Annotated in this window: 19 protein-coding genes and 1 pseudogene; 11 read left to right on the top strand and 9 right to left on the bottom strand. The window is 68.0% G+C overall.

Annotation, left to right across the window (positions count from 1 at the left end):
* Positions 1–129 precede the first annotated feature (129 nt).
* The 6 genes from APZ21_RS31130 to APZ21_RS31155 form a co-directional block, all read right to left on the bottom strand.
* Positions 130–393, bottom strand: a complete 264-nt coding sequence (locus tag APZ21_RS31130) for a glutaredoxin family protein (RefSeq protein ID WP_040714342.1) — start codon at positions 391–393, stop codon at positions 130–132.
* Positions 390–1028, bottom strand: a complete 639-nt coding sequence (locus APZ21_RS31135) for a peroxiredoxin family protein (protein ID WP_204249189.1) — start codon at positions 1026–1028, stop codon at positions 390–392. The genes APZ21_RS31130 and APZ21_RS31135 overlap by 4 nt, the downstream gene beginning before the upstream one ends.
* Positions 1029–1194: 166 nt before the next feature.
* Complete coding sequence (locus APZ21_RS31140; RefSeq protein WP_204249190.1) at positions 1195–1995, bottom strand: cytochrome c biogenesis CcdA family protein; 801 nt, start codon at positions 1993–1995, stop codon at positions 1195–1197.
* A gap of 32 nt (positions 1996–2027) precedes the next feature.
* Entirely contained in the window at positions 2028–2444 is a 417-nt protein-coding gene (locus tag APZ21_RS31145) for a DUF2752 domain-containing protein (protein WP_051030372.1), read from the bottom strand.
* Complete coding sequence (locus APZ21_RS31150; protein ID WP_082393596.1) at positions 2441–4906, bottom strand: heavy metal translocating P-type ATPase; 2466 nt, start codon at positions 4904–4906, stop codon at positions 2441–2443. Before APZ21_RS31150 ends, APZ21_RS31145 begins: the two co-directional genes overlap by 4 nt.
* A gap of 709 nt (positions 4907–5615) precedes the next feature.
* Positions 5616–5822, bottom strand: a complete 207-nt coding sequence (locus tag APZ21_RS31155; RefSeq protein WP_040714345.1) for a heavy-metal-associated domain-containing protein — start codon at positions 5820–5822, stop codon at positions 5616–5618.
* 99 nt (positions 5823–5921) lie between these two features.
* On the opposite strand from APZ21_RS31155, the pseudogene APZ21_RS31160 reads away from it, so the two are divergent.
* Positions 5922–6332, top strand: a pseudogene (locus APZ21_RS31160) (heavy metal-responsive transcriptional regulator); the annotation flags it as partial.
* 91 nt (positions 6333–6423) lie between these two features.
* Positions 6424–6759 (top strand): DUF1707 SHOCT-like domain-containing protein, encoded by a 336-nt coding sequence (locus tag APZ21_RS31165; protein WP_162240399.1) that lies wholly within the window; start codon positions 6424–6426, stop codon positions 6757–6759.
* A gap of 31 nt (positions 6760–6790) precedes the next feature.
* Here APZ21_RS31165 and APZ21_RS31170 read toward each other — a convergent pair whose 3' ends face one another.
* The gene (locus APZ21_RS31170) at positions 6791–7555 is read right to left on the bottom strand and encodes a tyrosine-type recombinase/integrase (RefSeq protein WP_239476941.1); all 765 of its coding nucleotides are present in this window, start codon (positions 7553–7555) and stop codon (positions 6791–6793) included.
* Between the two features lie 609 nt (positions 7556–8164).
* Between APZ21_RS31170 and APZ21_RS31175 the strand changes: the two genes are divergently transcribed.
* The 3 genes from APZ21_RS31175 to APZ21_RS31185 are packed head-to-tail and all read left to right on the top strand — an operon-like array spanning position 8165 to position 11096.
* Positions 8165–9286, top strand: coding sequence for a tyrosine-type recombinase/integrase (locus tag APZ21_RS31175; protein ID WP_239476943.1), 1122 nt, complete (start codon positions 8165–8167; stop codon positions 9284–9286).
* Positions 9283–9609, top strand: a complete 327-nt coding sequence (locus APZ21_RS31180) for a helix-turn-helix domain-containing protein (RefSeq protein ID WP_040712494.1) — start codon at positions 9283–9285, stop codon at positions 9607–9609. The genes APZ21_RS31175 and APZ21_RS31180 overlap by 4 nt, the downstream gene beginning before the upstream one ends.
* Positions 9606–11096: a site-specific integrase gene (locus tag APZ21_RS31185; RefSeq protein WP_051030118.1), complete on the top strand. Its 1491-nt coding sequence runs from the start codon at positions 9606–9608 to the stop codon at positions 11094–11096. The genes APZ21_RS31180 and APZ21_RS31185 overlap by 4 nt, the downstream gene beginning before the upstream one ends.
* A 134-nt stretch (positions 11097–11230) precedes the next feature.
* On the opposite strand, the gene APZ21_RS31190 is transcribed toward APZ21_RS31185, so the two are convergent.
* Complete coding sequence (locus tag APZ21_RS31190; protein WP_051030117.1) at positions 11231–12922, bottom strand: heavy metal translocating P-type ATPase; 1692 nt, start codon at positions 12920–12922, stop codon at positions 11231–11233.
* Positions 12919–13281 (bottom strand): ArsR/SmtB family transcription factor, encoded by a 363-nt coding sequence (locus APZ21_RS31195; RefSeq protein WP_040712493.1) that lies wholly within the window; start codon positions 13279–13281, stop codon positions 12919–12921. Before APZ21_RS31195 ends, APZ21_RS31190 begins: the two co-directional genes overlap by 4 nt.
* Positions 13282–13367: 86 nt before the next feature.
* Here APZ21_RS31195 and APZ21_RS31200 point away from each other — a divergent pair, with 86 nt between their 5' ends.
* The 6 genes from APZ21_RS31200 to APZ21_RS31225 all read left to right on the top strand — a co-directional run bounded on the left by APZ21_RS31200 (position 13368) and on the right by APZ21_RS31225 (position 17575).
* A complete protein-coding gene (locus tag APZ21_RS31200) occupies positions 13368–13838 on the top strand; it encodes a hypothetical protein (RefSeq protein ID WP_040712492.1) in 471 nt (156 codons plus the stop codon).
* Between the two features lie 247 nt (positions 13839–14085).
* A complete protein-coding gene (locus tag APZ21_RS31205; RefSeq protein WP_040712504.1) occupies positions 14086–14733 on the top strand; it encodes a DsbA family protein in 648 nt (215 codons plus the stop codon).
* Between the two features lie 188 nt (positions 14734–14921).
* Positions 14922–15455 carry a copper resistance CopC family protein gene (locus tag APZ21_RS31210; RefSeq protein ID WP_040712491.1) on the top strand — a complete coding sequence of 178 codons (534 nt, stop codon included), beginning with the start codon at positions 14922–14924 and terminating at the stop codon, positions 15453–15455.
* Positions 15452–16102, top strand: a complete 651-nt coding sequence (locus APZ21_RS31215; RefSeq protein ID WP_051030116.1) for a TlpA family protein disulfide reductase — start codon at positions 15452–15454, stop codon at positions 16100–16102. The genes APZ21_RS31210 and APZ21_RS31215 overlap by 4 nt, the downstream gene beginning before the upstream one ends.
* 23 nt (positions 16103–16125) lie before the next feature.
* Entirely contained in the window at positions 16126–16698 is a 573-nt protein-coding gene (locus APZ21_RS31220) for a TlpA disulfide reductase family protein (protein ID WP_040712500.1), read from the top strand.
* Positions 16699–16765: 67 nt separating this feature from the next.
* Complete coding sequence (locus tag APZ21_RS31225) at positions 16766–17575, top strand: cytochrome c biogenesis CcdA family protein (RefSeq protein WP_040712490.1); 810 nt, start codon at positions 16766–16768, stop codon at positions 17573–17575.
* Positions 17576–18522: the final 947 nt, after the last annotated feature.

Genomic DNA, 18522 nt, shown 5'->3' on the forward strand with positions numbered 1-18522 from the left:
CGGTAGCTACTCCGGTGCCCCGATGAGGAGGGGGCGCAGGAAGGACGCGGACTCGAGGGGACAGATGTGTCGGTATTGGTTGGTGTTGGTGCTGCCGGGCTGGGGCGACATCGCTACGGGGTCCGGTGATCATCCCGGTCCGGTGTGCCGGGCCAAGGTGCGGCGCAGTTTGCGTTCGGAAACCCTCCCATGGGAGAACGGTTCGCCGTCGACGAGGACGCCGGGGGCGAACAATACCCCGGCGGTGGCGGCCAGGCGTTGTCCGTCCTCGGTGCGCAGGTCGATCTCGGTCACGGTCAGCGGATAGTCCTGACCGACCCGGGCCAGGACCTGCTTGGCGTGCTCGCACAGCCCGCAGTCGGATCGGGTGAGCAAGGTGATGGCGATGGTCATGGTCGGCGTTCGGTGCGCAGGTCGGCGAGGAGTTTCGCGGTCGGCAGGTACATCGTGTGTTGGGGTGCGCCATCGTAGTCGGCGCGCCAGGCGATTACCCCGTCCGGGCCGACCAGCACGAAGCTGTGCCCGTCGCGCATCTGGCCCATCATCCCGTAGGAGTTGGCGTCGTAGGCGCGGGAGACCTTCAGGTCTGGATCCGACGCCACGACGGTGGTGAGGTGTTCGTCGGCGGCCTTGCGTCCGATCAGCGCGGCCGGGTCGGTGGTGATCGAGACGACCGCGTCCACCCCGGCGCTGGTCAAGGCGTCTGTGTTTCGTTCGAGGTCACGGATCTGATCCCAGCACGGCTGACAGGTCAGCCCCTCCTGGAAATACAGGAGCACGCTGCGGCCGCGGTAGGCGGTCAGGCTCACCGGCGTTCCGGCCCCGGATGCCAGGGTGAAATCGGGGGCCATTTCTCCGGTGCCGGGGTCCCCGGCCACGTGCGGGTAGCCACTGGCGCCCGCCCCGGGATCGGTGGCAGGCGAACCGGTTCGAAACACCACGTACAGGACCGCGACGACCACGACCACGACAAGCGCGACGGCCGCGACGGTGGCCGCAGGCGGGTGAGACCCTCGCGGCCCTGTCACCGATTGCCTTCGAGTCCGGTTCGAGCCGGTGGTTCGGTGCGCCGAATCCTGTGATCGAGGTTTGCTCATGATTCCTCCTCGATATCGTTGGAGCCCACTGCATCTCGCGAGGTCCGAGTAACGGTCGGTCGCATCGCGCGCCGGCCGAGGAGGACGGTTGCGCCGATCAGGATGAGGGCGAGTCCCCAGCCGGGCAGCCACGACAGTGCCTGTGCCACAGGGCGCTGAGGTGTTGTAGCCACGCCGACAGTTCGGTTTGCCAGCCGCCGCTGGGCATACCGGGCCCGGTGAACGCGAGCACGATCGCCAGTGCACCCATCGCGATCATCAGCGCGCCGCTGGCCGCGGTTCCCAGCGACAGGGTGCGCCGATGCTTGTGCCATCCCACGGTGAGGGTGTGGTCGCCGAGGAGCCGGGAGGCGTGTTCGTGGCGGCTGTCCCAGATCACGGCGATCACCGCGAGTGGGGCGACCATGCCCGCGACGTAGGCCAGCCCGACCGACAACGCGACCGGGAAAGACGCGGCCGCCCCCGAGAGCACCGCCACCCCGGCGAGCACCGGCGCGCAGCACGCCGAGGCCGCCCCGGAGAACACGCCCAGCAGATACGCAGACCGGTAACTGCCCTGGGTCGCCGCGCGCGCACCGGGCATCGGCAGGTTCGGGCGCCACCCGGCCAGCACCGCGATCCCGCCCACGATGGTCAACACGCCACCGATGGAGAACACCCACGCGTGCCCGCCGAACAACAGGCGGCTCAACACGCTGGCGCCGAGCCCGATCGGCAGGATCAGCGTCGCGACTCCGGCGCCGAACACCAGCGTCGCTGGGACGACCCCTCCCCGATGACGGAATCCGGTGGCCAGGTACGCGGGTAGCATCACAGACACGCAACACGGTGCCAGCAAGGCCACGACGCCGCCGAGGAACGACGCCAATAACGTTGTCCCGACCAGCAATTCGCTCATGACCGCTCACCTCCTTCGCGCATCGCCAGCCCTCATCCGGTCCATGAGCTGGTGAGCAGATCGGCGTGCGCCTGCTGGTTGACCTCCAACGCCAGCAACCCGATCCCCGCGACGAGTAGTACCAGGTGGCGTGGTGCTGCGACGGTGAGCCAACGGCCGGTCAGCCGCCCGGCCACCGCCCGCACGGCGAGCAGCGCGGCGGCGAGGACGACGATCGGCCCGGCCGGGTTGTAGCGCAGCGCGCGGACAAGGTCGCCATGGCTGAACAGATACACCGAGCGGGTGCCACCGCACGCAGGGTCCATGATCCCGAACCGGTGCAACGGTCCGTGCAGATCCGCCGACGGTACCCCGGCTACCGCCAGGACGACCACGACCGCGAGCAGCGCCGCCGCGGTCCAGGTCGCCCAGACGACGCTGTCGGTGTGCCGGAAACCCATGTGGTTCATTCGCGGTGGGCCTTGCGTACCCAGTGCGCGACGCTGCGTTCGAGCGCATCACGTTCCTCGGCCAGCGTCGCGTTCTCCGCCCGCAGGCGCTCGAGTTCGGCGCGTTCGCCGTCGTCGAGCCCACTCCCGCCGGATACACCGCGCAACGGTGCGCCGGCCGCTACCGTGCCGGGCTCGGAGGCCGGTTCGGTGACGGGCGTCGCCTTGAATCCGCGCAGCCGCAGACTGTTGGACACCACGAACACACTCGAGAACGCCATCGCGGTCCCCGCGATGAGCGGGTTCAGCAGCCCGAGCGCTGCCAGGGGCAGGGCCGCGATATTGTAGGCGAAGGCCCAGAACAGGTTGCCCTTGATCGTGCGTAACGTGCGGCGCGCCAAACGGATCGCGTCGATCGCGGCCATCAGATCCCCGCGCACCAGGGTCAGGTCGGAGGCTTCGATCGCGACGTCGGTACCGGTGCCCATCGCCAATCCGAGGTCGGCCTGGGCGAGCGCGGCCGCGTCGTTGACGCCGTCGCCGACCATCGCCACTACCCGGCCCTCACCTTGCAACCGGGTGATGACCTCGACCTTGTCCTTGGGCAGCACTTCGGCGATGACCTCGTCGATGCCGACCTCGGCGGCGATCGCGCGGGCGGCGGTGTCGTTGTCCCCGGTCAGCAGTACCGGACGCAGGCCGAGCTCACGCAGGTGTCGAATCGCTTGCGCCGATGTGGGTTTCACGGTGTCGGCGACCACCATTACCGCGCGTGCGACCCCGTCCCAAGCGACGACGACCGCGGTGCGGCCCAGTGATTCGGCCCGTTGTTTGTGCTCTTGCAGTCCGGTGGGGAGGTCGATGCCGTGCTCGGTGAGCAGCGAGGTGCGGCCCACCAGCACCGTGCGCCCTTCGACGACTCCACGCACGCCGAGGCCTTCCAGGTTCTGAAAGTCCCCAACCGCGGGGAGATCGCCGACGCGTTCGATCGCGCCGATGGTGATCGCGCGGGCGATGGGGTGTTCGGAGGCGTCCTCGAGCGCCCCGGCCAGCCGCAACACCGTGTGTTCGTCGACCTCGATGCCGGTCTGAACACCGAGCAGAGCCATCTTGCCGGTGGTCACCGTGCCGGTCTTGTCGAGCACGACGGTGTCGATGCGGCGGGTCGACTCGAGGACTTCGGGGCCTTTGATCAGGATGCCCAACTGGGCGCCGCGTCCGGTGCCGACCAGAAGCGCTGTCGGGGTGGCCAATCCGAGCCCGCACGGGCAGGCGATGATCAGCACCGCGACCGCGGTGCTGAACGCGAATGCTGCACCCACGCTGGCACCGAGCCAGAACGCGAGGGTGCCGACCGCGAACGCGATCACCACCGGTACGAACACCGCCGACACCCGGTCGGCGAGCCGCTGAATTTCCGCCTTGCCGGTCTGCGCGTCCTCGACCAGGCGTGCCATCTGCGCGAGCTGAGTGTCGGCGCCGACCCGGCTGGCACGCACTATCAGGCGGCCACCGGCATTGACCGTGGCACCGACCACCGCGTCACCGGGACTGACCTCGACCGGGACCGATTCACCGGTCAGCATGCTCGCATCGACCGCCGAACTGCCCTCGGTGACAACACCGTCGGTGGCGATCTTCTCTCCCGGGCGCACCATGAACAGGTCACCGACGATCAGCTCGTCGATCGGGATGCGTTGCTCGCGGCCGTTGAGTAGCACGGCGACGTCCTTGGCGCCGAGTTCCAGCAGTGCTCGAAGGGCCGCGCCGGCGCGGCGTTTGGCGCGGGCCTCGAAGAACCGTCCGGCCAGGATCGCTGCGGTCAGCACCGCGGCGACCTCGAGGTAGATGTTGCTGCCCGCCATCCCGCGTTCGACGGTCAGCGAGAACCCGTGGTGCAGACCGGGTTTACCCGCGTCACCGAAGAACAGCGCATACAGCGACCACCCGAATGCGGCCCCGGCACCCACCGAGATCAGGGTGTCCATGGTCGCGGCGGCGTGGCGCAGGTTCGTCCACGCTGCCGTGTGGAAGGGCCAGGCGCCCCATACCACCACCGGCGCGGCCAGGGTCAGCGACAGCCACTGCCAGTTCGTGAACTGCAGCGGTGGCACCATCGCCAGCAACACGACCGGAATCGCCAATGCCACCGACACTCGCATGCGTTGGCGCAGCGAGCGGGTGTGTTCGTCGTATTCCTCAGGCTCGGAGGGTGTTTCACTGTCGGGTGCGCGCTCCGATTGTGGTATCCGCGCGGTGTATCCGGTGTCCTCGATCACCCGGATCACTGCCGAATCCGCAGTGTCGGAATCGAGTTCGACGCGCGCCTTCTCCGTGGCGAAATTGACCGTGGCCACAACGCCATCCATTTTGTTGAGCCGACGCTCGATCCGGGCCGCGCACGACGCGCACTTCATCCCGCCGATCGCGAGCTCCAACTGCCGCGACGCTATCGCCTGCACACCCTCGACGGTGTCACTCATCGGCCAACCTTCCCGCCGTGCTTGTCACCGTGGGTATCCGCTCCGTGCTCCCCGGCAGCGGCAGGCGGCCCGCCGGGAGCCTTCGACCCCGTGTCGCCTCCTCCGGTAGGCAGGCCGGCCTGACCGGCTGAACCTCCCGGTTTGCCCGGCCCACCGGGTCCGGGCCGATCGTCGTGGGCGTCCGGCCGCTCGGCAGGGACCGTGCCGCCCACCGGATGTGCCGCACCTGCGTCGTTGCCACCGGTGCCTGTGGTCACGGCGCCGGGAGTTGTCGGGGAGCCCATCGCACCGCCGCTGGGCATAGTCGCCACGGTGACCGCTTGTGCGGGCATCGGCAGCCCGGTATCGGCGAGGCGACGAGGGTCAGCCGAGCGAGTGTCCCGTGTCGGGTCGGCCAGTACGCTCTCGAAGGGGACCGGTCCTGGCGCCGCAGCCATCACAGGCACCCCGGATACCGGCCCCGACGCAGCCTCGATGAGCGCGGTGACTGTCTGGCCACCCGTGGCTGGCGCGGGTGCGGTCCAGGTCGGCGCATCATCGGTCGCCGGTGCAGGCCCGATCGCGGTGGTGTGCTCGGACGACTCGCGGCGTCCGGGTTCGTGTGAGGGCGAATTCGCATCTACCGGTCCGAGGGTTCGACCGCCGACCCAACCCGCCGCCGCCACCGCAGCCAGCATGAGCGCGTAGCCGGCCAACCGTGCTGCGACCCTCATCGGACCAGCTCGTATCCGGCGTCGGTGACCGCCGCCGCGACCTCCTCGACTGTCAGCACTCGCGCGGCGTCGACCACCACCCGACCGGACGCGACGTCCACCGCGACGCTTTTGACGCCTTCGATGCCCTCCACCTCGCGGGTGACCGCGTCGGCGCAATGCCCGCATGACATCCCGCGCACCGTGTACACGAACTCGCTCACCTGAGAACCTCCGTCGATCCACACGCTTCCCGCGCGATGACCCCAGCATGAACCTTCCAGTACGATGGAATGTCAAGGAGAGAGTGCGAGGAGGACTGGGTGAAGATCGGCGAACTGGCCGCAGCCGGCGGGGTCACCGCGAAAACGATCAGGTTCTACGAGAACGAGGGCCTGATGCCCGACCCCGAGCGCACCCCCACCGGCTACCGCGACTACGGTCCCGAGCACCTGGCCCGGTTGCAGTTCATCCGCCGCGCCCAAGCCGCTGGGTTGAGCCTGCGCGAAGCCGGTCAGATCCTGTCGGTCCACGACCGCGGCGAACAACCCTGCGGCCACGTCCGAGCCATGCTCGGCCAGCGCCTGGACCAGGTCCGCGCCCAGATCGCCGAACTCATCACCCTCGAAACCCATCTGCAAACACTGCTCGACACCGCTCGCGCCGACCAGCCCACCAGCCACGACGACTCCGCCGTCTGCTGGATCATCGAATCCGACATCCCGGCCCCGAGCCACTTGCCGCCCGGCACTGAAAGGCCAGGTCGCGGCATGGAAGCCGCGATCGTAGGCGTCGACGCCGTTGTCCGGGAGAACCGAGATGGCGATGGACCACAACCCTGACCTCCGCGCATCCGACGCCGACCGTGAACAGGCGTTCCAGACCTTGCGCGCCGAGGTCGCCAGCGGCCGGATCACCCTCGACGAGTTCTCCGACCGCGTCGCCCACGCCTACCGGGCCCGAACGGTCGGCGACCTGCAAGCCCTCACCCGCGACCTGCCGACACCCGCACCGCAGCCCACGAGCCCCGCACCCGCCTCGGCCATCACCCTGCCCGTCGTGGTGATCGCCGCGATTGCGCTACTGGTCGTGCTCGGGGTCGCGGTACTGCTGTGGATGACGGTGATGATGCAGCACATGGGCCCGATGATGGGACGCTGACCAACCAAGCCGTGCCACTCCCATCCGTGGGTTATCGCCTTCGTCGGGCGGCCGGATCGGTCTGAGCCTGCCACCGGATCAGGGCCTCCACGGACGGGCGAGAGTATTTCCCGAGGGACCGGACCGAGGTGTGCCCGCTCATCCGCATCAGCATCGGCGTCGACGCCCCCTCTTCGGCGGCGTGGGTGAGCTTCGAATGCCTGAGCTGATGCAGCGTGAACGGGCCACGGTTGAACTCGCTGGTGTGGCGTTCGAATAGCTCGGCCGCCCGCCGATACGACAACCGCCCGCACAGCATCGACGGATCGATATCATCCACGGCCACACCGGGTTTGGCCTTGCGATCGGTCAGGAACACCGGGCCCTTCTTCCGGCCGGCCAGCAGTCGCGGCAATAGCCGCGCGGTACCGGTCTGCCACGCCACCACATCCCTCGCCCCGCCTTTGCGGGTCACGGTGCCGCACCGGTTCGCCATATCCAGATCCTGGATATCGAGCATCAACAGCTCGTCGGCACGGGCGGCGGTCTCATAGAGCATCGTCCACAGAACCCGTTCGCGCAGCGGCACATCCGCCGCGAGCAGCTGGGTCACCTCGTCACGGGTCATCGCCCGAGAGTGATCAGGTGGCACCTTCCGCGGCACCAACCGGACCAGCGGATCCCCGACCAGCCACTCCTGTTTGCGCCAGTACTCGCACGCACCCCGCAGAGCGGCCAGGCGCACGTTGAACGTCTGCGGCGACTTGCCGCCCCATTTGAACGTGAACCAGCCACCCACCCGCTCGGCCTCCAGCACGCCCACATCCGAGTCGGCACCGAAGTCGCGCACAAGCTGATTGAGGGCGATGGCGTAGCCGCGGCGGGTGGTTGGCGACCGGCATAGTCGCCAAGTACGTCCCGACAGCGTCGGCCAGCCGCACGCCCCGCACCGGCAACGCCCGCACCTGACCCACGTTCAGTCCTTTCGCCCGGGTCACCGGAGCCCAATCGGCGCTACCGCAGATAATTTACGGAGTCGCCTCGCCCGGGGAGAGGCATCACGCCAGCTCGAGACCGAGGTTACCGCAGATAACAGGCCATTGTCTGCGGTAACTCCTTAGCGCGACTTTTCACGGATCTGGCCATTGTGATTGCAATTTCATCGGATGCAAGACTCCGGTCGGTCTGCATACGAAGGGGCGCCCTGCCTCGAGTGCATGAGATGAATCGGCAAATACCTCAGGTCAATGGGACTGCCGAAGGTTCGGTGAGTCAGGGCACCGGTCCGGGATCGCCCGAGCCTACCAGTCATTCCTGGGAGCGCTGGGGTCGCCAGTGCTCGCCGTCGACCAGGCGATTTGCCTAGCTGATTAGGTTTGATGAAATATTCTTACGTTTGATGTAAGCGCTCGTGAAGGGTGGTGCATTGGGCGTAGACGGCAAGGTGCCGGGATCGGCGGCGCTGCATCTGGTGGACGGGCTGTCTCTGCTGCGGCCGGAGGAGCAGGTGCTCACCGCGATGCTCGACGGCTGGCGCAATCAGCAGCTGGCGCGGAATCTGGCGTTCTCCACGATTGGCGGTCGTGAGCGAGGGGTGCGGGCGTTCGCGGATTACGCGGACGCCTTTCCGTGGCATTGGAAGGCGCAGCATGTCGACGAATGGCTCGGTGACCTGCGGGCGGTGCGCAATGCGAAGCGGTCGACGCTGCGCAACTATCAGGAGGCGGTGCAGCTGTTCTGCGCCTATCTGATCGACCCGGCCTATCAGTGGGCGACGGTGTGTGAGCAGCGGTTCGGCACGCACCCGGTGCAGGTGGTGCACGAGTGGAACACCGCCGAGCACATCGACGAGGCCGAATCCGATTCCGGCAAGCGGGCTTTCACCCGCAAGGAGTTGATCGCGCTGTTCGACTACGCCGACGAACAGGTGGTGCGCATCCGCGAGGCCGGGCGCAAGGGCTGGCTCCCAGCGTTCCGCGACGCCGCGCTGCTGAAAACGGCCTACGCATTCGGCTTGCGGCGCAACGAAATTCGGATGCTCGACACCGCCGACTTCGGGCGTAATCCCGATGGTCCGGAGTTCGGGGAGTACGGGGCAGTCTATGTCCGCCACGGCAAGGCAAAGAAGGGCTCGACGCCCAAGCGGCGCAGCGTGCTGGCGATCTGGGACTGGTCGACCGAAGTGCTGGCCGAGTGGATCGAGGAATACCGGCCACTGTTCCCTACCGCCGGGTCACCGGCGTGCTGGCCGTCCGAACGCGGCCCACGGATCGGCCTGAGCACGCTCAACACACGGCTGGCCGCCTACCGTGACGAGCTCGGCTTGGACCCTGCGCTGGACTTCCACTCACTGCGGCGAAGCCACATCACCCACCAGGTCGAGGATGGTTTCGACGCTAGATTTGTCCAGGAGCAGGCCGGCCACGAACATGCTTCAACGACGTCGATTTACACCTGCGTGTCCTCGGACTACCGCACCCGCACGCTACGGCGGGTGCTGGATACGACCGTAGCAGCCGCGCTGAAACAGCCCGGGAGGAAACGATGAAACGTCGAGTCAGCTACCAGTGGCGGTTGCGGGAGACGATGGCCGCGGCGGGCATGTTCGCCGCCAACGACCTGGAACCGCACCTGCACGACCGCGGTATCAAACTGTCCTCGGTGCAGGTCTGGCGGCTGGTGACCCAAACCCCCGAACGGCTGTCGCTGCCGGTCCTGGCCGCGCTTTGCGACATATTCGATTGCACCCCAGCGGATCTGATCGCCACCAAGGCCGAGAACCAGGCCCGCAAGGCCGTCGCCGGCGACAAGGTCGTCGACATGAACACCACGATCCGGCCCAAACGCGCGCGCATCCGCGTCGAGGAATGAGACCCTCTTACAAGAACGCCGGACAGTACGAGCGCTGGCACGTCCGCGACTGCGTCCGATGCGGTCGGCGCGCCGGCAAGGCCGCGAACTGGGAAGGATCGATCTGCCGCACCTGCTACGCCAAGGCAGTGCGGTGTCACGGCCACTGTCCCGGATGCGGCAGCGACCGACTGCTCCCGGGCCGCCGATCCGGCGACGCGGCACCGATCTGCCGGGACTGCGCCGGAATCACCCGAGACTTCTTCTGCGACAGTTGCGGATTCGAAGGTGAACTGCACGGCGGACGACTCTGTACCCGCTGCACCCTCGCCCGGCAGCTACGCGAACTGCTCGACGACGGCACCGGCCAGATCCACCCTCAACTCGCCCTCTTGGTTGACGCCGTGCTCGGCATGCCCGAACCCCTGACCGGACTGAAATGGCTGCGCAGCACCGGCGTTCGCGGCCTGTTGGCTGACCTCGCGGCTGGACGGGTGCCGATCACCCACGACGCCCTGAAAGAGCTGCCCAACCAGCGGGCCGTCGCCTATCTGCGTGATCTGCTGATGAGCTGCGGCGTCCTGCCCACGGTCGACAAGCAGCTGTTGCACGCAGAGGCGCTGTTGCACCGCAAATTGACCGAACTGGCCGACAGCCCGCACTTCCGGATGCTGCGGCAATTCACGCTCTGGCATCAACTTCCCCGGCTTCGCCGCCGCGCACGACGCGGCCCGGTTGTCGACGCCGGCCGCTATTACCTCGGTGCGGTTGAGGAAGCGGCCCGGTTCTTGGCCTGGCTCGATGAGCGCGGCACCCAGCTCGGCGAGTGCGCCCAGGCCGATGTCGACCTCTGGCATGCCCAGGCCCTCGCGCACCGTCGCCAGTTGGCGCGTCCGTTCCTGATTTGGGCGAAAAGCACCGGACGTATGCCCAAACACGGCATCCCGACCACGACGGCCGGAGCCGGGAAACCCATCACCCAGACCCGTCGCCTCGCCCTGCTACGCCGGGCACTGACCGACCCGCGTCCGCCGCTGCGGTCCCGCGTTGCCGCCGCGCTCATGCTGCTCTACGGCCAGCCCGTCGCTCGTCTCGTCCGACTCACCATCGACGATGTCGTCAACGACGACGGCCAGGTGCTCATCCGGCTGGGCACACCACCGTTGCCGGTCCCCGAACCGCTGGCCGGAATGCTGCCGGAACTCGTCGACAACCGGCAGAACATGACCACCGTCAACCCGGAAAGCCAATGGCTGTTTCCCGACCGCCGGGCAGGGCAACCGGTGCATTTCAGCACCCTGCTCGGACATCTCCGCCAAGACCTCGGTCTGCCCGCTCAGGCCACGAAGTCGGCCACGCTCCGCCAGCTCGTCCTCCAAGCACCAGCACCCGTCCTCGCCGACGCACTCGGCTTCTCCGCCAAGCACATGACCCGGGTCTGGGGCGAGGCCGGTGGAAGCTGGACGACCTACTCCACCAGGGAAACCGGCCACCACTCAACGACGTGATCCGGGGGAATACAGACCAGTTGAATACGGATCCTTACCAGTCGAACACTGCGCCAGAAAGGGCGAAACACATTGCAGAGCAATCTATCTCGCGAATCGAGGGTGTCAGATATCGCTTAGCGCGACTTTCCTCGTCACTGGACCCCATATGCCGTTTCGATGGCGACGTCGGTGCCCATCGCGCCCATCGCGATCCCGACATCGGCGGTGGCCAGGGCGGGGGCGTCGTTGACGCCGTCGCCGACCATCGCGACCGCGCCGGAGCCGGTGGCGCGCAGGGTGTCGATGAGGGCGGCCTTGTCGCTGGGGTGCAGTTCGGCGTGGACGTCGTCGATACCGGCTCGGGCGGCCAGCGCGGTGGCGGTGCGTGCGTTGTCCCCGGTGAGCATGGTGACCGAGATCCCGGCCGCGCGTAGCGCGGTGACGGTGTCGGCGGCCTCGCGACGCAGTTCGTCACGGATCGCGATGACACCGAGCACGGCAGACCGGTGTTCGATGACCGCGACGGTGTTGCCCGCGTCCTGGAGCCGGTCGATCTCGGCGCCCAGGCTGGGCGCGGGTATCCAGGCGGGTTTGCCCAGCCGGGCGGGCGCACCGTCGACGGTTCCTTCCAAACCCGCGCCGGGCACTGTGGTGACCTCGGAGGCAGGGGTGACGGTCGGGGCGGCGGCGAGGATCGCGGCGGCGAGGGGGTGTTCGCTGTGGGCTTCCAGCGCGGCGGCCACGGCGAGAACCCATGCGGTTTCGATGCCTTCGGCGGTGACGATCTCGGTGACCACGGGCTGGTTGCGGGTCAGTGTCCCGGTCTTGTCCAGGGCGACGGCACCGACCGCGCCGAGGGTTTCCAGCGCCGCTCCGCCCTTGACCAGGACACCGAGTCGGCTGGCCGCGCCGACCGCGGCGACGACGGTGACCGGGACCGAGATCGCCAGCGCGCACGGCGCGGCGGCGACCAGGACGACCAGTGCCCGTTCGATCCAGACCGCCGGATCGCCGAGCAGGGCTCCGATTCCGGCGATGAGAGCGGCCAGGACCATGATCGCGGGCACCAACGGTGCCGCGATGCGGTCGGCGATCCGTTGCCGGGTGCCCTTGCGCTGCTGGGCGTCTTCGACGATGCGGACGAGTTTGGCCAGCGAGTTGTCCGCGACGGTCGCGGTGGCTTCCAGGGTGAGGACGCCGTTGGCGTTGATCGAGCCCGCGTACACGGTATCACCCGGCCCGACTTCGACCGGCATCGACTCACCGGTGATCGCCGACGTGTCGATCGAGGACCGTCCCTCGCGCACGATCGCGTCGCTGGCGACGCGTTCCCCTGCGCGGACCAGCATGCGATCCCCGACGACCAACTCCGCCGGGTCGATCGGTGTCGGGATGCCCTCGCGCAGGACGCTCACCCGGTCGGGGACCAAGGCCAGCAGCGCGCGCAGGCCCCGGCGGGCGCGGGCCAGGGAGTAGTCCTCGAGGGCCTCGCTGATGGAGAACAGGAACGCCAGCGCCGCCGCTTCGGCGTACTGGCCCAGTAACAGCGCACCGATCAGCGCGATGGTCATCAAGGTGCCCACCCCGATGCGGGCTCGGGCGACCCCGCGCACGGTAGCGGGCACGAAGTTCCATCCACCGATCGCCGCGGCGGCGAGGTAGGCCAGCGTCGCCGCGGTGTCGGCACCGGCCAGGTCGGTGAGGAAGCCCGCGATCAGCAGGACTCCGGCCACCGCCGCGAATTGCACTTCACGGACCTGCCACAACCGCTGCCGGACCTGTTCGGCGCCGGATTCGTGTTCGGAGGTCTTGTGTTCGTCGGGGCCGCAGCACGCGTCACTCATCGGATCTGGCCGTTCACATCGGCGGTGAGGGCGGCCTCGAGCAGGGCATGGGCACGCGGGTCGAGCCGGTACATCACCAGCTTCTTGTCCCGGCGGGACTCGACCAGTCCCGCCGATCGCAGGTGGCGCAGATGATGCGACACCAGCCCCTGGGAAGCTCCGACGATCCAGGCCAGATCACACACGCACAGCTCATCGCCCACGTGCAGCGCGTAGGCGATCCGCAGACGGGTGGGATCGCCCAGCGCCCGCAAGCGCTCGGCGCGCAGCGCGATCTGCTGTGCGGCGGGCAGGCTCGTTCGCAGGGACTCGGCATGGTCGAAGTCGATGCACAACAGCTCGCAGCGGTCGTCGGTCATAGTGTCAATCTAATATCCGTTGATATGTTCGGGCAATGGGTGGGGTGTGCGCCCACCCCCGACACCGCAGCGCTACCCTCTCCGGTATGCCGACCAGCCCCGATGCCCACGCGGTCCCGCGTGCCCGCATCGGCTGGCTGTTGGCCGCGCTCGGCGCGGTCCTGGCGATCCTGCTCGCCCAAGCCGGGAGCTGTCACGACTCGGTCACCGTGTGCGGGGACGAGACGATCTGCGCGACAGTGATCACCGGCCTGGGCCAGGCGGGGGCAGCGATGGCCGAAACCGTCGACCCGACACCGGAGTTCGCGGACTTCGGTGTCCTGCTCGCCCACGTCGCCGCTGATGCCGCGCCTGTCGTTCCGATGCCGACAGATCCGGCCGAGGTGCTCGGGCTGTGTGTGGCGCTGCTGCTCGCGCTGCTCGCCGCCGCTGTCGCGCTGACACGGTCGGGCGCGCTGCGCGCGGTGGTGGCGGGTGCCGAGCCTGTTCGAGTTCGTGCATCCGCCAGGACGCCGGTCGCGGTGTCGCTGACCATGTTGTGCGTGCTGCGGACATAGCCCACCTCACCCTCACCACCGCCGGACCTCACGGGCTCATGAGGCACTGACCGGCTGGGGCTGGCGTGCGCCCGATTCCGCGACGCGCTGCGCCCGGCGGCTCGAGCCTGGTTCCCCCCTTCTTTTTCGTTCCCTGTCCCAGGGATCTCCCCGTTGTTCCGATGGCGTGCTCGCTCGCGGGCGAGCGACGCCGTCGCCGTGTCGTGTGTCGACACGATGACGAAAGGTCGACGCGATGCTCGCGAAGATGACGCTCAGCACGAAAGTCGCCGCCCTCGTGGTGGTCGCGACGCTCGGGGTGATCCTCACCCTGGTCCTGATCAACCGCTCCTCCACCGAGACGGCCGCCACCGGGGGCGGCTCGGCGCTGGTGCGCCCCGACAGTCACCGACTCTCGATCGCTCCCGACGGCAAGGTCACCGTGGTGGAGTTCCTCGACTTCGAATGCGAGGTCTGCGGCGCGGCCTTCGCCGGGGTGGAACAGCTACGCGCCGAATACAGCGACCGGGTCACCTTCGTGGTGCGCTACTTCCCGATCCCGAGTCACCGCAACGCCGAGACCGCCGCACGGGTCGTGGAGGCCGCCGGGCAGCAGGGGCAGTGGGAACCGATGTACCGCAAGATGTTCCAGACCCAGGCGCAATGGGGCGATCAACAGGTCTCCCACGCCGACACCTTCCGTGGATTCGCCCGCGAACTCGGACTCGACATGGCCCAGTTCGAGGCCGCCTGGACCGCCCCCGACACCGGAACCCGCGTGCTGGCCGACCGCGCCGACGGCATGAGCCTGGGCGTACAAGGCACCCCGACCTTCTTCATCAACGACACCCGATTCACCGGACGACCCACCTACGCGGCACTCAAAGCCGCCATCGACACCGCACTGGCCGCATGAGCACGCCCACGACCCCCGCCACGCGCCGTCACCGCACACCGGTGCGCGCCACATCCGAATCCGGTTGCGCAGAAAGGGGATATCCCATGTCCGACCAGACTCCGGATCCGACTCGACCACTCGCCGCGGCCGCCGATATCCGCCCATTACAGACCTTGTCGCGGTCACGTCCGTCTCCATCCAGGGGTGTGGCCAGAGCGGTCGTGGTGTTGATCGTCTCGGTGACAGCCTGGATCGGCGCCATCACCACTGCCGCCGCCCACAGCGAGTTGATCGACTCCGACCCCGCGCCCGGCGCGGTGCTCGCCCAGGCCCCGGCAGCGGTCACCTTGACGTTCAACCAGAAGATCGGCGAGCAGTTCGCGACCGTCATCCTCGTCGGCGCCAACGACACGACCTGGCACGACCGGGTCAGCGTGGACGGCACCCACGTGCGGGCTTCGGTCCGCCCCGCCATCCCCTCCGGGGACTACACCGTCGGCTACCGCGTGGTCTCCGCCGACGGACACCCGATCTCGGGATCGTTCCGGATCACCGTGACCGCCACCGCCGATACCACCGCGCTCACGCCACCCGCGTCACCGCCTGCCGCCGCACCTGCGGCGACCGCGCCACCCGCCGAGCAGGCCGGGTTCCTCGTCCCGGCGGTCTTGGCGGCGGTCCTGGTCGTGCTGGTGATCGCCGCGGTCGTCGTACTCCGCCGTTCACGCAAGACCCGATGAACACCGAGGTGCGCACCGACCCCCGCCACCCGTCCCTGCCGTCGACCGCCGCCCGGCGCTACCTCGCCGTGGCGATCGTGCTGGTGGCCACCCTCCTCGCGTGGTGGGCCTCGACCACCCCCGAACCCAGCGCGCTCGCCGACAACGACACCATGGTGATCTCACCGTCGCCGGATCCGAACGCCGGCGGTGCCCTCGCGCAGTGTCCAGGCCAGGCCGCCCCGAGTGGTGCGAGAACCGCGCTGCACGGCATCCGCGCACGATGTCTGGGCGGTAGCGACGCCGTCGACCTCGGTGCCGCGCTCGCCGACGGGCCGGTCCTGATCAACCTGTGGGCATCCTGGTGCGGGCCGTGCCGTACCGAGATCCCGGTCCTCGACGCCTACGCCCGCCACCCCGACGCGATCACGGTCGTGGGCTTCAACATCGAGGACCGGCCCGACACCGCTCTCGCACTCTGGCGCGGCCTGGGCGTCACGTATCCGTCCTTCGTCGACCTCGCCGACGCGCGCGCCGCGCTCGCGGCCCCGCCGGTGCTGCCCCTGACCTACCTGCTGCGCGCCGACGGCACCCTGCGACGGATCACCACACCGGCGGTGTTCGACCACCTCGACCAGATCCACACCGCCGTCCAGGAGAACCTGTGACCTTCCCACTATCCCGCGTCGGCATGCTCGCCACGGCGGTCGCGATCAGCGCGACGCTGCTGAGCGGATGTTCTCTGCTCGACCCGCCCCGTTCGTCGAGCACCTTCGACTTCGTCTCCCCAGGCGGCAAGACCGACATCTTCTACGACCCACCCGAGACCCGGGGCGAGATCGCGCCGTTGGCAGGCCCGGACCTGATGACCGACCAACCGATCTCCAGCGCCGACCACAGCGGCAAGGTCGTGGTGATCAATATCTGGGGACAGTGGTGCGGTCCCTGCCGTGCCGAAGCCGACGACCTCGAACGCGCCTACGCCGCCACCAAGGACTCCGGGGTCGAATTCCTGGGCATCAACGTCCGCGACCCCCAACGCGACAAAGCCCGAGACTTCGTCACCGACTACAAAATCGGCTACCCCTCGATCTACGACCCCTCCATGCGAACCCTGCTCGCCCTCGGCGGGAACTTCCCGACCAGCGTCATCCCCGCCACCCTCATCCTGGACCGACGCCACCGCGTCGCCGCGGTCTACCTGCGCTCCCTACGTACCGAAGACCTCCAACCGGCCGTCGAACGAATCGCCGCCGAACCATGACCCGACCCCGCCATGTCCCCGCCCGGCCACTGGCCGCGACCCGCACCCGACACATCCAGGACCACCCGTGACAGCGCTGGCCTCCGATATCGGCACCACCTTCCAGAACCTCACCGCCACCGGCCCCCTCGCACTCGCGATCGCCGCCTGCATGCTCGCCGGACTCGTCTCCTTCGCCTCCCCCTGCGTGGTACCGCTGGTTCCCGGCTACCTGTCCTACCTGGCCGCGGTAACCGGAGCCGAAGCACCCGCAACCAGCGTCGCCGTGGCCCGCGCAGCGCCCCCGCCCGGGCGCTGGCGTGTCACCGGGGCCGCGCTGCTGTTCGTGGCCGGATTCACCGTGGTGTTCGTACTGGCGACCGCGTCGGTATTCGGCGCGATCACAGTCCTGCGGGTCAATCAGCAGCTGCTCCAACGCGGCGGCGGTGTCATCACCATCGTCATGGGTCTGGCGTTCCTCGGGCTGATCCCCGCGCTCCAAAACGACACCCGCCCTACCCCGCGCCGAATATCGACTCTGTCAGGAGCGCCCGTGCTCGGCGCGGTATTCGCCCTGGGATGGACCCCGTGCCTGGGCCCGACACTGGCCGGAGTGCTCTCGGTATCCGCAGGCACCCACGGCACCACCGCCGCACGCGGTGTCACCCTCATCGCCGCCTACTGCCTCGGACTGGGCCTGCCCTTCCTCGCGCTGGCCTTCGGCTCGGCCAAAGCCCTGCACGGACTGTCCTGGCTGCGCAGACACACCCGCACCATCCAGATCACCGGCGGAGTCCTACTCCTCGCCATCGGCATCGCCCTGCTCACGGGCGCCTGGGAGACATTCGTCGGCTGGCTACGCAACGAATTCGTCACCGCAGTCGTCCTACCCATCTGAACCCCCACCCCAGAATCGCTACCAAACATGATCGCGGCGACGACTTGTTCAGTGCCCAGCGACCCGAGCGCCTCAGCACCGAGATAGACGGCGTGGCCCTTCTGATGACTGCGGGACCGATGCCTGAACACGGCAACGAACCACCTGGGGGACTTCCCCTCCCGCTCCATCTGGCTCGTATCCACTGGTCAGACAGCAAATCGACACGCAAGCAGGTCGACCATGTCATCAATCACTTATGACTGCGTCATCACGAAAAAGTGATAAATCGGACAAAAAATCGCCTAAAAAACCCTCTACCTGCACTTTTAAGGTGTGAGAATGGAGCCGCCTGGGGGAATCGAACCCCGCACCGCCTCCGTGAGAACGCCCTGATCAGCGGTCCATGGTGCCGCATCTTCGCTGCTCAAACCACGTTTCAGAACGCGTCACTGCATTTCAGAACTTAAACCTACCATCAACTGATGACATGGTCATCACAGACAAATCGGACTCGCCCGGCGCTTCTCTGATGACGGCGTCATCACCCGTCACCACGGCGTAGGCGCGCCGACTGAACACCCGCGAAATTTCGGGCAGTAGTCGATGCAACGAACATCCGACCGGGCATGTGATCTACGAACCGATCCGCAACCTCGGCCGCCAACCGCGTCGTCGCCGCGTCGCTTGTAGCGGTCACGGCCGGACTTCGCCGATTCTGCGGATACTCCCACCCACCTATCTGACGCCCGGCAGTCGACGCCGAGATGTGATTTGACACACAGATCACACCTTGGCCGTCTCGCCACACTCAACCCTTCACGTCCACCGTGTCACCTCCGAGCGGAAACCCACCTGGATTTACCAGGTATTTGCCAGTTCGCGGCCTTTCGAACCGACCGTCCGGGGCGTATCCGGGAAAGGAAACAGACCATGCGTTACGCAGATTCGGATCATCGACACATCCG

The sequence above is a fragment of the Nocardia arizonensis genome (genome assembly GCF_001310275.1).
Classification (GTDB): domain Bacteria; phylum Actinomycetota; class Actinomycetes; order Mycobacteriales; family Mycobacteriaceae; genus Nocardia; species Nocardia arizonensis.